This is a genomic window from Deltaproteobacteria bacterium, assembly GCA_023382265.1.
In the GTDB taxonomy this organism is placed as follows: domain Bacteria; phylum JAMCPX01; class JAMCPX01; order JAMCPX01; family JAMCPX01; genus JAMCPX01.
Map to the genome: position 1 here is coordinate 22,132 of JAMCPX010000024.1, position 16,965 is coordinate 39,096.

Genomic DNA, 16,965 nt, shown 5'->3' on the forward strand with positions numbered 1-16,965 from the left:
ACCGCTCAATCGAGAAATATGCAATGACCCGTTGTTTTGCTTACTCCACAGCCTTTGCCGGTTTTTTAAAATACATTTTCGGCTAAAGACTCATCAAAATATTGATAATAATCGTATACTGTACTATCCCTTAAAGTATATGAGCCTTCTTCCTGTTTTGATAGGACTTGTTTCGGGGATACTGTTAAGTTCCATTCAATTCTTTATCCCTGTTTATGCATACATCATGTATTGTATACTGATTTTGCTGGTATGGTTATTTGTGGATAACAGGTACGTATGGATTGCAGCCATAGCATTGTCTATAGGCATGTTCTCATTATATCGAAACAAGCCTTTGCCGGATAATTGTGCAAGTAATCTTATCAACCGCTCGGATAACAAGAAGATATATATATCAGGCTGGATAAAGGAACCTGTCGGCATTTATCCTGATAAAGAAAGACTATTGTTAAAAATAGAAAGGGTCAACGGCGGGATAACGAATGCCTATGGATGTCTTATTCAGATTACAGTTATTACGAAATATGGACAGAATAAAAATTATTTTACAGGAGACTATATCACTGTATATACAAAACCGAGGAAGCCGTTAAATTATAAAAACCCCGGCTCTTTCGATTATATTGCTTTTCTTGAAAGAAAAGGGATAAGCCTCGGCGGTTATATAAACGATCCAGCCCTTATACAAAAAAATATTAACAGATCTAAAAATAGCGTTATCCGGATGATAGATGTTTTAAGACTGAGTATAAAAGATACAATCGAACTTCATGTTAAAGAACAGGCACCAAGAGGCATTATAGAGGCGCTTGTTATCGGAGAACAAGGCTTTGTATCCCAGGACATAAGAAAGGCATTTGCATCAACGGGCATTATTCACATCATTGTTGTAGCGGGCTTGCACCTTGCAATTATAAGCCACATTTTTTATTTATTCTTTAAATTTCTGCTGTCAAGACTTAGATATCTATGCCTGCATACAAACATACCGAAGCTATCGCTTATATTTACCATATTCCCGACTTTTGCATTTGTGTTAATAAGCGGGGCCAACCTGCCTGTTATAAGAAGCTGTATAATGATTACAGTTTATATTGTCTTTTTTGTATTAAACAGGAATAAGGCAAGATGGAATGCATTATTTTTATCTGCACTGATAATATTACTCTTTGAGCCTTATGCACTCTACAGCGTATCTTTTCATTTATCTTTTTTATCGGTCGGCTCTATCATTGCGTTTGGGCCTTTAATCAAAAGGCTCTCAGAGAATATGCCAATATTGCAGAAACATATATTGGGAAGAGTATTAAAAGGTTCGATAGGAATGTTATGTGTCAGCCTTTTTGTTACGATCGGGCTAGCCGGTGTTCTTGTATACTATTTCAATACATTACCCCTGTTCGGCATTTTATTGAATGTTATAATAATTCCTCTGTTCGGCTATATTATACTGCCTCTGTCATTTTTGTCTTCTTTAACAGGAATCATTATGCCGCAGCTGTCTAACCATTTTTTTGCTGTGTTATCGTTGATTATTAATCTATCTGTGGAGTTTGTGAAAGCTGCCTCGAACCTGTCTTATACTTCAATAACTCTACCAACCCCGGATGTATCGGAACTTGTTCTTTATTATATTATCGTCCTCCTCTTTTTAAATATAAAACGTATTGGATCAAAGTTTACGATTATAGGAGTTAGTATAACAGCCTTAGCCATGTTTCTGGATGCAGGAGCCTGCGTATATAAAACGCATTATAACAAAGAGCTTTCAATCACATTCCTTGACGTAAGGCAGGGTGATTCGGCTCTTATTGAATTTCCTTACGGCAGAACAATGCTCATAGACGGAGGCGGCAGTTTTTCCGGTAACTTCGATATAGGTGAGTCGGTGGTCGCAAGGTATATATGGTCATTAAAAAGAACCTCAATTGATTATGCAGTAGCGTCGCATCCGCAATTTGATCACATAGGCGGACTCGGTTTTATAATAAAGGGTTTTAAGCCGAAAGATATTTATAAAAATGATTGCGATCCGGATACCGTTGTATATGATAATGTCGATCGTGCCATAAAAGGTTCAAATGCCGTACTGCATGTTGTTGATGCTTACACCTCAATAAACGACATAAATGGTGCAAAGGTTGAATTTTTCATAATACCTCATGATAACTGTCTGGCATCACAAAAGGCAATAAACAACACCGCTATTATAACGAAAATAACATACAAAAAGGTCAGCATACTTTTTACCGGAGATATTGAGAAGGATGCGGAGTTTGAAATTGCCGGTTTGTATGGTGATAAAATAAGCGCTACAATTCTAAAAGCAGCGCATCACGGCAGCAACACATCAAACACGGAAGATTTTATAGATGCGGTAAAACCGTCTATCGCTATCATCTCTGTTGGAGAGGGTAATGCATTCCGCATGCCCGCTAAAGCCGTTTTAAAAAGGTTTTTTAAAAGAGATGTACGCGTTTTCAGAACAGACAGAAGCGGCGCAATAAAGGTCACAACAGATGGAGAAAAGATACATATCGTTCCCTATATCAAATGATGCCGTCCAAACATAATTTTATGGACAGTTCCGTTGAATAAAGTTATAGGATACTCTCATTAATTAATAATATATAAAAGGAGATAAAAGTGAAAACAGCACTAATTACAGGTATCACGGGCCAGGACGGAGCTTATCTCGCAGAGCTGCTTTTGGAAAAGGGCTATGCAGTGTACGGATCATACAGAAGACTATCAATGCCGAACTTCTGGAGGCTTGAAGAGCTTGGCATCTTAAACGATGTAAAACTCATAGAAATGGATCTTCACGATACGGGCAATATAATAAGGGTGCTTGAAAAGATAAAACCTGATGAGGTTTACAATCTTGCCGCACAAAGTTTTGTTGCCGTATCTTTTGAAGAGCCCATTCTTACCGGTGAGGTTACGGCACTCGGTGCCGCAAGGGTCCTTGAATCGATAAGGATCGTAAACCCGGGTATAAAGTTCTATCAGGCATCCTCATCCGAGATGTTCGGCAAGGTCCAGCAAATTCCACAGAATGAAAACACGCCATTTTATCCAAGAAGCCCGTACGCTGTTGCAAAGCTCTATGCCCATTGGCTCACAGTAAATTATAGAGAGTCTTACAACATATTCGGATGTTCCGGGATCCTCTTCAATCATGAATCTCCTCTCAGGGGTATTGAGTTTGTTACAAGAAAGATCACGGATGCCGCTGCAAGAACAAGGTATGGATTAATGCGCACACTTGAACTTGGTAACCTTGATGCAAAGAGAGACTGGGGATACGCACCCGAGTATGTTGAATCCATGCGGCTTATGCTTCAACAAAAAGAACCAGACAATTATGTTGTTGCTACCGGCAGGTCCCATTCTGTAAGAGACTTTGTTAATTACGCTTATGAGTATGCAGGACTCAAACTCGAATGGTCGGGCAAAGGTTACGGCGAATCGGCAAGGGATAAAAAAACCGGCAAGGTGGTTGTAAAAAGTTCTAAAAGGTTCTACAGGCCTTCAGAGGTTTACGAGCTTACGGGTGATTTTCAAAAAGCAAAAAAGAAGCTTAAATGGAAACCGGAAACGGATTTTAAAAAGCTTGTGGAGATAATGGCAGAGGCTGATCTGAAAAGAATTTCAACCCTCAAGAAATGAAAGTACTTATAACAGGTATAAACGGATTTGTCGGGAGATACTTGAAAAGCCATCTTTTATCTCTCGGATATGATGTTTATGGTACCGATAATCAATCACATGACGTGGATACGTTTCAAGCGGATATAAAGGATAAGGATGAACTCTCTAAGATTCTATCATGGGTAAAGCCTGACGAGATATATCATCTTGCCGGTATATCTCATGTCACTCTCGGTAAGACGGAAGATTATTATCAGGTCAATACGGTAGGCACGTTAAATCTATACGAGGCAGTCAAGCAATCATGCCCGGAAGCAAAGATATTGTTTATCAGTTCTTCAAATGTGTACGGCACTGTTCCTGAACATGAACAGCCGATAACAGAACGGCAGCCGTTACATCCGGTCAGCCATTATGCATCGAGTAAGGCCGGTGCTGAGATGCTTTCATACACATACATATCCGAAGGGTTGCACATAGTAATATCAAGATCATTCAATCATACTGGCACCGGTCAATTGGAGAATTTTATTATACCGAAGCTTGTCAAGGCATTCGCTGCAAAACAGCCGTTTATCGAGCTCGGAAACACACATACAAAGAGGGACTTTCTTGATGTAAGGGATGTCGTTAGAGCGTACAGAATTATTGCTGAAAACGGCAGTCCCGGGGATGTGTTTAATGTATGCTCAGGAACCACATACTCCATTGATGATATTATAGGTTATATGCATGGTTTAACAAATCATAGAATCGAGATAAGGCATGCAAAGGCGTTCATGCGAAGCATTGATCCGGTGCTCTTTGTCGGCGATAATACAAAGATTAAAAAACTCGGCTGGAACCCTGAAATCCCATTAACAAAAACAATAGAAGACATGCTGAAAGCTTGCAGTGAGAGGCTGATATAGATCTTATAAAATGTATTTTTGGCTTAACCTAAAAATGCATTTGAAAAAACAGAACCCATAATCTCAATATTTAAGTCCATTTCCTTTGCTTATCAATGTTTTGTTCCCTTTATTGTCATTCAGCGATTGAAGCGAATCCGGTTCTCTTTCCCTCTGAAAAGAGTGCATGGATGCTTCTCCTGCTGTTTTCCCCTGGCAAAGGAACCGTGATTTGTCGTTTTAAAGTATTGTAATCTACCCTGTATTCTTGTAGTTTAAAACATATATGCCGGACATTGATCACATATACCGATGGGCTGATACTTATTTTAATAAAACGGGTCTACCGATACCCTACAGGGAATTAAAGATTATTATTTCCGAAATAGCCGGCATCCCAAAGCAAAAGGTCATAGCAAAAAACAATATTGTCATATCAGAATCAAACTTTAGAAGGTTAAAGTATACTATAAAAAAACGTGCTGGCGGTTATCCACTACAATACTTGTTAGGACATATTGAATTCATGGGGATTGATTTCTTCACCGGCCGGGGTGTTTTTATCCCGAGACCTGAGACAGAACTTGTTGTAGAAACAGCTATAAAGTTCATCGAGCAATATCAATACAAACATGTCCTGGATCTGTGCTGCGGCAGCGGCGTGATTGGATTAAGTATTGCCCTTTTAAAACAACCCGTAAATGTAAGTCTTACCGATATATCCAAAAAAGCCATTATACTATCCAAAAAGAATTGTGAAAAACTCGGAATTTGTTCCACAGTAACATTCTACAGAGGTGAACTCTTCTCATCGTTACCGAGGGATATCAAATTTGATCTTATCGTAACAAATCCGCCTTACGTGCCTCATCACAGGATTGCTCATCTGCAGAAAGAACTTTATTACGAGCCGCTAAATGCACTGGACGGAGGTTCAAAAGGTATGAAATTAATAAATAGTATAATCGGGCAGGCCGGCGATTTTCTTACTGAAAGGGGTATGCTTGTAATGGAGCATGATCACACAGAGACGGAGCATATTAAGGCACTTACCCGGAAAACAAAAGGTTTTAAGAGCCTTAAGATCTTAAATGATCTTGCAGGTTTTCAACGAGTAAGTATACTTGGTAAATCTTAAATTTATTATGGACAAATTTGTTATAGAAGGCGGATATAAATTAAACGGCTCCGTAAAAATAAGCGGGGCCAAGAACGCAGCATTGCCTGCAATGGCTGCGTCTATACTTACAACCGGGGACGTCTTTCTCAAGGGTGTCCCGGCACTTCTGGATGTAATCACAATGCAGAAGCTCCTTATTAAAATGGGCGCAGAGATAAAAGAAGATAAAGACGGCAGTGATACGGTATTAAAGATCAACACATCAAATCTGAATACGTATGAGGCACCCTATGAACTTGTTAAAACAATGCGTGCATCCATACTCGTGCTAGGTCCCATGGTGGCAAGATTCGGAAAGGCAAGGGTATCAATGCCTGGCGGCTGTGCGATCGGCGAAAGACCTGTTAATCTGCATTTAAAAGGGCTTGAAGCACTTGGTGCAAAGGTTTCGATAGATCATGGATACATTGATGTAGCAGCCGGCAGCCTGAAAGGCGCAAAAATTGTTTTTGATGAGATTACCGTAACGGGTACAGAAAACATAATAATGACGGCAATATTTGCAAAGGGCACAACAATTATAGAGAATGCGGCAAAAGAGCCCGAGGTTGTAAGCCTTGCAGATCAATTGAATCTTATGGGTGCAAAGATACATGGTGCTGGTACGAATAAAATTGTTATTGAAGGGATCGATAGATTGCATGGATGCACTTATGATATCATTCCTGACCGCATTGAGGCAGGAACTTATATCATAGCCGCATCCGCAGGCGGGAACGAAGTGGAGGTAAAAGGATGTATCCCAAGACATATCGACGCATTGCTGTTCAAGTTAAAAGAGGCTGGCATCAGATGCAGAGAAGAAAAAAACAGAATAATAGTTAAAAATGATAAAAAGCACCGGCTCATGAGTGTTAGCGTAAAAACAATGCCTTATCCAAATTTTCCTACGGACCTTCAAGCACAATTTATGGTACTTATGACTCAGGGAAACAGCTCAAGCATTATAACAGAAACCATATTTGAAAACAGGTTCATGCATGTCGCAGAACTAAGAAGGATGGGAGCTGATATCAAGATTGAAGGTAATGTGGCAAAAATAAACGGGAAAACAAAATTGATGGGTACGCAATTAATGGCGACGGATCTTAGAGCAAGTGCATCTCTCGTTATAGCTGGGTTAATAGCTGAGGGTACGACAGAGATATCAAGGATCTATCATTTGGACAGAGGTTATGAAACAATGGAAAAGAAATTATCTATACTCGGAGCTAAAGTAAGAAGGATAAATGTATGAAGATAAAAATAGGATTACCCAAAGGCAGACTTTTAAGCGATGCGGTCTATGCGTTGAAAAAAGCGGGTTTTGATTTTTCGGATGCACTTAAAGAATCACGCAAGCTCGTCTTTAAAGATAAAAATGGTTTATCAGAGGCGATCGTTATAAGGGCTGTTGATCTGCTGACTTATGTTGAATACGGTGCGGTTGATCTCGGTATAATCGGTTATGATCTGGTTCTGGAACAGAGGAGGGATATCATAACGGTAATGGCGTTCAATTTCGGTAGATGCCACCTGTCTATAGCAGAGCCCGTAAAAAGCAACGTAATGAAACGTGCTGTAGCAGGTTATCAGGCATCTCTCTCCGGTATAAGGGTAGGGACAAAATATCCTTACCTCGCATACAAATATTTTAATGAAAAAGGGTATCAGGCTGACATTATCAAATTATACGGTGCTATCGAGCTTGCCCCGCTATATGGACTTTCTGATATAATAGTAGATCTTGTCTCAACCGGTGAGACACTAAAGGCAAACGGACTTATCGAAAGAGAACACATAATACAATCGTCTGCAAGACTTGTTGCAAATAAAGCCTCCTTAAGACTTAATGAAACCGTGATGCAAAATGTTATCGAAAAGCTAAAGAAGGTGTCATGATAAGGATTATTCCTCAATCTGAGATTCAATCCGCTCTATCAAAAAGAAAAGTCCTAAGTGAAGACATATATCCATTAGTTTTCAAGATCGTTAATGATGTAAAGGACCATGGGGACAGATCTCTTTTTAAATTCATAAAGCAATATGATCATAAAAGCAGCGGTTCGTTCATTGTGGAAAATAAAGTAATGGATCAATCCATGAAACAGATTCCAAGCGATGTAGAACAGGCATTGATATTTGCTATCGAAAGGGTAACCGCGTTTCATGAGCAAGAAAAGAGTCACATCAGTTCATGGATAAAAAAAGATGTAAGCAACGTTACATACGGAGAGCTGTTTTCACCCATAGACAGTGTTGGATTATATGTACCCGGGGGCAGCGCCTCTTATCCATCTTCCGTAATAATGAATGCCGTACCTGCAATTGTAGCAGGGGTACATGATATATACATTGCAACACCTTCCGATGATAAACATATCTATGCCGCTGCAAGAATGCTTGGTATCAAAAAGATATATAGAATGGGCGGTGCTCATGCTGTTTCTGCATTGGCATACGGAACAGAAAGCGTAGGCAAGGTTGATAAAATCGTAGGACCCGGCAACAGATACGTAACACTTGCCAAAAAGCTCGTGTACGGGGATGTCGGCATTGATACTATAGCAGGGCCAAGCGAGGTCGTCGTTATAGCCGACCACACAGCGAACCCGGCATTTATAGCAATGGATCTTATGGCACAGGCGGAACATGATGAACACGCGATGAGTGTTCTTATTACATTTAAAAAAAGTTATGTAAACGACGTTAATGAAAAGATCAATCAAAACATAAACACGCTCAACAGAAGGCGGATAATAAAGAAAAGTTTAGACAAATATGGTTTTGCGGTAATAGCAAGGGATGCAAAGCATGCAATGGATATTGCAAACGCGATTGCACCTGAACACCTTGAACTTGCAGTGGGCTCGCCAAAATCATATCTAAAATACCTCAAGCACGCAGGTGCTGTGTTCATCGGCAGCTTTACTCCGGAAGTCCTTGGAGATTATGTTGCAGGCCCGGATCATGTTTTACCAACAATGGGTACGGCAAGATTTTCATCAGGACTCGGGGTACACGATTTTATGAAAAGAACCACCATGCTTGAGGTAAATAAAGATTCGTTTGGATTTTTAGGCACCCACGCAATAACATTGGGAACAATGGAAGGGCTTGATGCACATGCAATGGCAGTAAAAATAAGGCTGTGAAACCAGAGAAACTTCACTCATCCATCTGTAAATATTGTTTCAATCTTTTTCTGATAGGCTGAGGAATAGGGACATCCAGTTCCAAAAGCCTTGCCTCATATTTTTTAAACGACTCAAAGTGCCTGGATGTTCTTACAAGTGTATGTATTACCTCTCTCATAGTTGCTTCTACTTCTTTCCTGTAATTATCCTTTTCATATAGCAATGCTTCATATTTTCTGAATAGCCTGTGATGAACAGGCCTGCAAATAGCCCTGTAAAATATAAATCTGCCTGTAACACTTGATGAATAATCTTCGTTTATAATAGCCTCCTCGACAGCTTTCAGATTTATCGCATCCACTATTTCAACCGGGTATGTTTCACTGCCGTATTCCTTTAATACTGATTTGAACTTTTCAATCCTCTCTTCAAGATTGGCGTCGGGGTCTCCCTCCGTGATCGGTGCCTCATAATAAACAACAATATCTATATCGGATTCTTTATCTGCCATACCAAACAATGTTGAACCAACGAGATCAAAAGCAATGGGTGAGCCTTTTGCCTCCATTGCCAGAGCAACATTCTTCAGCATTTTTATTCTATCATTTGTTTCCGGTGATTCATAATGCCTAAAGAAATGTTTAACCGTATTAAAAAGCTGGATCTCTTCAACATGATAAACGGGAACCGGTTTGGATAACTCATCATGAATATTTTCTTTTAAACCTTTGTATCTCGCTTCATCGAGAACTATTGTTCTTAAACTGTCTCCCTCCGGGATATAATCTACTATATCATAAGGTCTATATTCTTCCACTCGCTTCAAAATCACCCTTTTTATCTTATGCTCTTCTATGGTGATTTTAGCATAATAACCGCCGTCCATAAACTTGCCTTCAGGAGTTGCAACCGCACCAAAATTTGATGGATTACTATAAAACACATTATTATTATATTCACATCCGTACGCCTCATGTAAATGTCCGCTCAAAACAATAAGGGGTTTTATCTCATCCGCTGCACTTGCAATTCCTCTACTGCCTATGGAGCCGTAAGAAGCAAAATAGTCAAGGTGTCCGTACGCGGGTTGATGACATACAAAGATATCAGGCTTAGTTTCAACAAAAAACTCATAAGGCTCCGAATATTCATTACTCTCTATAAATCTTACTGCCTTTCTTTCTGGAACACCCGGTGTCCTGATGTTGGCACCGCCATAACCGCCTATCCTTATTCCATCCATTTCATATATTTTTTTATGTATTTGTCTATGTGCCATAGCCGTGAACGATAGGTCCATATCATAATTACCTGGCAAAACTATTATAGGGGCTTTTCTTACCATAGAGAATACCAGCTCCATTTTTGAATATTTATCAGCCATTGTGGCAAGCGCTCTCTCGGACAATCTTAGATACTCCTCTGCCTTATTCTTAAAATCATCATTTATTTCTTTTTTTAAAAGGCCTTCCACATATTCTTCCAAAACCGTTCCAGGGGATTCCCTCTCCCTCATTACATGAAAGATATCCTGCAGTTCAACGAACCTTGTTGATGTATTAGGCGAATAAAACGGTGCATAAATCAAATCTCCGCTTATTATGTATAGATCCGCAAATGTTACTTCGAGCAATTTTTCCATAGATGATCTTGCTCCATGTACATCCGTAATGTAAATTATTTCCATAAATTATATCCTTATCCTGTGTTTTTAAGCCCTGCTGATATTGCATTGATGCTTAACAGAACAGGGTAGATAAACTCTTTTTTATGCACATCCGTTATCTTACCATATTTTAGTTCTCTTAAAAGGATTATTTGAATATATGTTGGAGCGTCTATGTATGGATTCCGCAACTCTAATGATCTATTCAATTGAGGCTGTTTCTCGAGCAAATTACCCTGCCCTGTTATAAGTAAAAGCATGCTTTTACTTAATTTATATTCCTTTTCTATTACGTTAAAGAATGTTTTGGAACCATTTATAGCATCTGCCAATGCAGAATATAATTTTGCAATATGCATGTCGGCTTTTTTCATACTCATCTCTATACCATCTATAAGAACATTAAAGAACTGCCATTCATTATACATATCTTTTAGATAATTAAGGTTTTTCTTTCCCGCGCTGATAAATTTATTTATAGCGTAACCAAAGGAAAACCAGCCCGGTATATTGTACCTGCTCTGTGCCCAGCTAAACGTCCACGGAATCGCCCTGATAGAATTAATAGTTTTTGCCTTTACACGGAATGCAGGCCTTGAACTTATGTTTAACATGGATATCTCACTAATAGGTGTTACCGAGAAAAAATAATCGGCTAATAAAGGATTATTACGTATATTTTTGGTATAAAACATGTACGCATCATCTGCAATTTGATCCATGATATTCTCATATAAATTAAGCTTATCTGCGTTCAGCTTTTTGTTATCAAGATCAGCAGAAACAACCCCAGATACAATTGATTCAAGGTTGTAAAATGCGGTGTTAATATTTGCATATTTAGATGAAACGACTTCACCCTGCTCGGTAAGTTTTACGTAGCCATTGACGCTGCCTTCCGGCTGTGACTTAACAGCGTCATAAGCTGGTCCACCTCCCCTTCCAATGCTGCCGCCTCGGCCGTGAAAAAACAATAATCTCACGTTATGCTCAGATGCCAAATTGATTAGCCTTTCCTGGGCTTTGTAAAGCGACCATCTTGATTTAAGGATACCTCCATCCTTGTTACTGTCGGAGTAACCAAGCATTATTTCCTGTTTCATGCCGGAATGTTTTAAAATCTGTTTATAAAATGGATCTTCAAATGCCTGCTTCATTACGGAGGCAGAGTTGTCGAGATCATTTATGGTTTCAAAAAGCGGCACAATACCAATATCAGATCTGAATCCAATTTTATCCTTATGCAGCAGGCCTGCTGTTTTAAAAAGTAATGCGACTTCAAGGATATCACTAAAGTCGTGAGCCATACTTATTACATAACTTTTTATAGCATCGTTACTTATAGAATTCTTTATTACTTTTATAGTCTCAAAAACCTTAATATCCCCCATTACAGTATCCAAATGCTTTAAAGATACCTTACGGTTCCCTTGCAGATTGTTTTTCAGTATCCGTTGTTTTTCCGTTTCTTTCTTGCCTGCATAATTACCGTTAAGGAGTTTATCTATAACATGCTCATGAATACTATGATGCTGCCTTATATCAAGTGATGCAAGGTGAAATCCGAAGATATGCGCTTTTATAATAAGCGGCTCTAATTCTTCTGCTGCTATATCACCCGCTTTCCCGGAGCACAGGCTGTTTTTAATTAAATTCATGTCATCAATGAATTCTTTGGCAGAGCGGTATCCACCCCTCAACCCATCTCTCCGTGCCATAAGCCTTCCATAAATCAACGTGAGTTTCTGTCTGTAATATTCCGAGGAACTGATATTGTTATAATCCATTTTTGACAGCAGATGTTTTAATATATATTTATCAATCTCTATGGATCGTTTCATAATGGCTGTTGCAGGAATGCGTCTGTCCGACATAGAAAGGCTTCTAAATAGCACCCTTATATCATCCATGTATAAATCCAATATGACTTTTTGTTGTGTAAGAACCGTTTCATGTACAGTCTTATATGTAACATTTGGATTGCCATCCATGTCCCCGCCTATCCACGATCCAAAACTTATAAAATCATGCGGGGCGGTTAAATCAGGGTATGCATTCTTAACCGCATTATTTGTTTTTTTATAAAGCTTATAGATTAAAGGATAAAATGAATGTCTAAAATAAAACATCCCATTAAATACTTCATCCGATACCTTTATCCTCTTATGTCTGATCTCGTCCGTCTGCCAGAGTTTTGTAATTTCATTTTTTATTTTATATAAGGTTTCTCTTTTTTGGTGAACAGTTAAATGATCCCGTTCATATATCTCCAGATACTCATATATCACGCGATGTTTTCTTAGAATGGTGTGTCTCTTTGTCTCTGTTGGATGGGCGGTTATGACAGGTATTACTTTTAGATTTTCTACAATACCTCTTACCCGATCAAGACTTTCCCCTTGTTTTTTGATATGTGCTAAACACGCTTCTATGGATGTATAATCGGTTTTTTTATAACCAGGATCAAGCCTGTACTTTTGCGCATGGTATTCTTCTGCAATATTAACAAGCTGGAAGTAAACCGCAAAAGCCCTTATTAAGCCTTCCAATCTTGAAGGATTAAGCTTGTACAGGTAATCTATTATCTGCTTCTCGAGAAACCCGCTGTATTTTTTTCTAAGTTTTTTTACGCTTAACCGTATAAACTCTTCCTGCCCAAAGAAATCTTCGCCCTCTTGTTCTTTCAATACTTCACCCAGCAAATGGCCAAGCAGATTTATGGTCATTGAAAGTGAATTAATCTTTTCACCGGAATTGCCTGAAGTTTCGTGATTTTGTGAGCTTATACTGTAGCCCTTTCCACACCCATATTACCATGTACCAAGCCGTACAAGATTAAACACCTCATTTACAGCCCTATGGGCCGGCATTACCGTGTACATGATTAAAATATTTAGGCAGCGTTTTCTCATAAATTATATATCCAGATTTGCTACATGGAGTGCATTATCTTCTATAAAAGTTCTTCTTGCTTCTACATTGTCTCCCATGAGAATAGTAAATATCTGTTCCGCCGCTACAGTATCCTCTATCTTTACCTGAAGCATTACTCTCTTCTCCGGATTCATCGTTGTTTCCCATAACTGTTCCGGATTCATTTCTCCAAGACCTTTGTACCTCTGAATGTACAGCCCTTTTTGGGAATGTTCTATAAAATAATTGAGCAATTCTCTTATTCTTTTTACTCCTGCCTTTTCGGTTCCATCAACCACCGTGTACGGCCCAGGTATCCTTTCGGTAATTGAACTATGCATTTTTTTTAAAGTTTGGAACTCCGGTGATTTCATAAATTCAGCATCAAACTCGGTCTTTCTTACAACACCTCTATTTGAAACGACCATGCTTATCTTTAGATTTTCATCCTTGCTCTGTTCTATGGTTAGAAACTTTCCTGTTCTATCTTTAAACCCCTTGATAAACTTTTCAACCACATCCTTCGGTTTCCCCTCTGTAAATATGCTGTCGGCACCTTCTGAAACAAAGAAATCAAGCAGTTCTGAATTACCCTCCCTGCTCAATTTATCAAGTAAATCGTAGTATTTTACAGCTATCAACAGGCTATCCTTCAGAACATTCGCAGGAATCTGATTACCGCTCTTTGTCATTACGCTTAATTTGCTCACTCCTTCTTCAATCAAAAACAACTTTAACTCTTCATCATCCTTTATGTACCTATGGGAATTACCTCTTTTGATCATATATAAAGGAGGCTGAGCGATATAAATATAGTTCTTTTCTATAAGTTCCGGGAAATGCCTGAAAAAGAATGTAAGCAACAATGTCCTGATATGAGAGCCGTCAACATCGGCATCCGTCATTATAATTATTTTATGGTACCTTAATTTCTCTATATTTTTATCCGTTTCTCCGACCCCGGTTCCAAGGGCTGAAATGAGTACTCTTATCTCTTCCGAGGCAAGCATCTGATCAAACCTTGCTTTATAAACATTTAAAATTTTTCCCTTTAAAGGCAGTATAGCCTGGTTTTTTCTATCTCTGCCCTGTTTCGCAGAGCCACCCGCAGAATCTCCCTCAACTATGAATAATTCGCTCAAAGACGGATCCTTTTCCTGACAGTCAGCAAGCTTACCGGGAAGTGAATCAGAAGACAATGCGTTTTTTCTTCTTACAAGCTCTCTTGCCCTTCTTGCCGCCTCTCTTGCCCTTGCGGCTTCTATAACCTTTTTTATTATGTTTTTTGTAATCTGTGGATTCTCTTCAAATATAGAATAGAGTTGATCCCCTGCCTGCGATTCTACAAAGCCCTTTATGTCCGTGTTGCCAAGCCTCTCTTTTGTCTGCCCTTCAAACTGAGGATTAGATAGTTTAATACTTATAACAGCGGTTAATCCTTCCCTTACATCATCGCCTGTGATCTCGGCATCTGCCTGTTTGATTAAGCCGCTTTCGACCGCATACTTATTGATCGCCCTTGTCAAAGCCGATTTGAAACCCGACAGATGCGTGCCGCCATCATGGGTATTTATATTATTTGCAAATGAATAAATAATCTCGTTATAGCCGTCATTATACTGAAATGCACACTCAAACTCTATCATATCCTTTGTAAGAGAAAAATAGAAAGGTTTGTTGTGAGCCACACTTTTATTTTTATTAAGATATTGAACGAACTCAATGAGTCCACCAGCATATTTAAATATATTTGACTTGCCAGTTCGCTCATCCGTTATTGAAATCGTCACACCTTTATTTAAGAATGCAAGCTCCCGTAATCTCGAAGATAACGTATCAAAACTGAAATTCGTTGTCTCAAAGATATTTACATCGGGTTTAAATCTTATCTTTGTTCCTGTAAAATCGGATTTACCTATGATTCGTAACGGTTCCTGCGGCTCTCCGTATTTGTATCTTTGATAGAATTTTTTACCTTCCCTCCTTATCTCGAGTTCAAGATCCTCTGACAATGCATTTACGACAGACACACCTACACCATGCAGCCCCCCTGAAACCCTGTATGTTTTATTATCAAATTTACCGCCTGCATGTAGTTTTGTCATTACAACTTCTGCGGCGGTCTTATTTTCCTCTATATGAAGATCTGTCGGAATACCTCTGCCGTTATCGTCGACAGTAACACTGCCATCAATATGTATCAAAACGGATATCCTATCACAATAACCCACAAGTGCCTCATCAATGCTGTTATCAACAATCTCATAAACAAGATGGTGTAACCCGCCCTCCGAGGTGTTGCCTATATACATTGCAGGCCGTTTTCTAACAGCTTCCAGCCCTTCAAGGACCTTTATGCTTGTAGCGTTATAACTTGAAGTCATGAAACTTTTTCTTTTCTTTCAATATTGATAAAACTCTGAACAAGCTCTATTATTTTTTCTTTGAGTTTTTCGTTATTGAGCTTAACTACCATCTCAAGCAATCGCCACTCATGTGTTCTGGGTTTTATTATATGACCAAGAAAAACAATACCCTGTTCCGGGTCTTTTTGAGCTTTAGGTGACGGACCATGAAAGAGCCAGTCGACTGTAACATTACCCATTTCCGCTATCTTAACAAGTGCTTCTAAAGAAGGAGTAATCTGATCGTTTTCGTAAACGCTTACGGCATCCTGTGATTTACCAAGTAATTTACCAAACGCTGTCTGGCTCATATCCTTTCTAATAAGCCTTATCCTCTGTCCCATTGTTAATTTTGATGGATCTGCCTGCCTCAACTCTTCATTAACATTCTTACTTAATCTCATATCTCCCCCTATATATTGTTTATACCTTTTTTCAGATCAAGCTTTATGCTTTCATTCATGTCTAAAAATTCAATACCCATACCGGGTGTTTTGTACTGTCCAATAGCTTTGCTCTCTTCTACCCATATTACCTTACCTTTAAGTTTCAACTTTTTTTTAATGCCCGGCATGTAGAAATCAACGAATACAATTGAACCGGGTCTTACCACCCTTTCCGTTTCAATAAAAACTCCGCCAACGGCTATATCTTTGGTATATCCTATTTCCATATCACTACCATCCATAAAGTCTATCATAACCTTTATTTTTTTTCTAATATATTTTCTTTTTTCCATAATTCAATGTTCTATTATAGCAACAATTAGTAGATAGTCAATTATATAAATATCCTTGCCGGGTTTTATCTTTGTAAGGCAATTATTCCTGATGTGATTTCCATGCAAATTTATTGTAGGGGCGGTTCGGAGAATCACACTGTTTGGAGCAAGCCGAAGGTTTGAGAAGGTACTATGTTACTTCCCCTCACCCCAAGCTTAAAAAGCTATATATTTTTGAACTAATTATGATATCTTAAAAATAAACCCGGATAGAAAGCAAAAAATGGCAACCCATCGGCCGCCACTACATAATAATCCAATTCTACACACCAATGAGATCTACTGTTAGAGGAGAAAGAAAAACCGGATTCCAGTTCCCCGTTTTTATGAGGACGAATTTCATAGAAATGACACTAT

General features: G+C 38.8%; 12 protein-coding genes. 7 read left to right on the forward strand and 5 right to left on the reverse strand.

All coding sequences use genetic code 11. From position 1 onward, the window contains the following. The first annotated feature begins 139 nt into the window (after positions 1 to 139). The 7 genes from M1381_04630 to hisD all read left to right on the forward strand — a co-directional run bounded on the left by M1381_04630 (position 140) and on the right by hisD (position 8,861). On the forward strand, positions 140 to 2,560 hold the full coding sequence (locus tag M1381_04630; GenBank protein MCL4478372.1) for a DNA internalization-related competence protein ComEC/Rec2: 2,421 nt from the start codon (positions 140 to 142) through the stop codon (positions 2,558 to 2,560). An 89-nt stretch (positions 2,561 to 2,649) separates the two neighbouring features. Further along, positions 2,650 to 3,675: a GDP-mannose 4,6-dehydratase gene (gmd, locus tag M1381_04635; GenBank protein ID MCL4478373.1), complete on the forward strand. Its 1,026-nt coding sequence runs from the start codon at positions 2,650 to 2,652 to the stop codon at positions 3,673 to 3,675. Further along, positions 3,672 to 4,568, forward strand: a complete 897-nt coding sequence (locus M1381_04640; protein ID MCL4478374.1) for a GDP-mannose 4,6-dehydratase — start codon at positions 3,672 to 3,674, stop codon at positions 4,566 to 4,568. Before gmd ends, M1381_04640 begins: the two co-directional genes overlap by 4 nt. 265 nt (positions 4,569 to 4,833) lie before the next feature. Next, positions 4,834 to 5,685 (forward strand): peptide chain release factor N(5)-glutamine methyltransferase, encoded by an 852-nt coding sequence (gene prmC, locus M1381_04645; protein ID MCL4478375.1) that lies wholly within the window; start codon positions 4,834 to 4,836, stop codon positions 5,683 to 5,685. A 7-nt stretch (positions 5,686 to 5,692) separates the two neighbouring features. After that, positions 5,693 to 6,964 (forward strand): UDP-N-acetylglucosamine 1-carboxyvinyltransferase, encoded by a 1,272-nt coding sequence (murA, locus tag M1381_04650; protein MCL4478376.1) that lies wholly within the window; start codon positions 5,693 to 5,695, stop codon positions 6,962 to 6,964. Further along, positions 6,961 to 7,608 (forward strand): ATP phosphoribosyltransferase, encoded by a 648-nt coding sequence (gene hisG / locus M1381_04655; GenBank protein MCL4478377.1) that lies wholly within the window; start codon positions 6,961 to 6,963, stop codon positions 7,606 to 7,608. The genes murA and hisG overlap by 4 nt, the downstream gene beginning before the upstream one ends. Further along, complete coding sequence (hisD, locus tag M1381_04660; GenBank protein ID MCL4478378.1) at positions 7,605 to 8,861, forward strand: histidinol dehydrogenase; 1,257 nt, start codon at positions 7,605 to 7,607, stop codon at positions 8,859 to 8,861. Before hisG ends, hisD begins: the two co-directional genes overlap by 4 nt. 13 nt (positions 8,862 to 8,874) lie before the next feature. On the opposite strand, the gene M1381_04665 is transcribed toward hisD, so the two are convergent. From M1381_04665 to M1381_04685, 5 genes are all read right to left on the reverse strand, one after another. Beyond that, entirely contained in the window at positions 8,875 to 10,530 is a 1,656-nt protein-coding gene (locus M1381_04665) for a nucleotidyltransferase domain-containing protein (protein ID MCL4478379.1), read from the reverse strand. A gap of 11 nt (positions 10,531 to 10,541) precedes the next feature. After that, positions 10,542 to 13,235, reverse strand: a complete 2,694-nt coding sequence (ppc, locus tag M1381_04670; GenBank protein MCL4478380.1) for a phosphoenolpyruvate carboxylase — start codon at positions 13,233 to 13,235, stop codon at positions 10,542 to 10,544. A 189-nt stretch (positions 13,236 to 13,424) separates the two neighbouring features. Further along, entirely contained in the window at positions 13,425 to 15,806 is a 2,382-nt protein-coding gene (gene gyrB / locus M1381_04675) for a DNA topoisomerase (ATP-hydrolyzing) subunit B (protein ID MCL4478381.1), read from the reverse strand. Continuing rightward, positions 15,803 to 16,231, reverse strand: a complete 429-nt coding sequence (locus M1381_04680; protein MCL4478382.1) for a helix-turn-helix transcriptional regulator — start codon at positions 16,229 to 16,231, stop codon at positions 15,803 to 15,805. The genes gyrB and M1381_04680 overlap by 4 nt, the downstream gene beginning before the upstream one ends. 8 nt (positions 16,232 to 16,239) lie before the next feature. Continuing rightward, positions 16,240 to 16,566: a PilZ domain-containing protein gene (locus tag M1381_04685; protein ID MCL4478383.1), complete on the reverse strand. Its 327-nt coding sequence runs from the start codon at positions 16,564 to 16,566 to the stop codon at positions 16,240 to 16,242. Between the last annotated feature and the right edge of the window lie 399 nt (positions 16,567 to 16,965).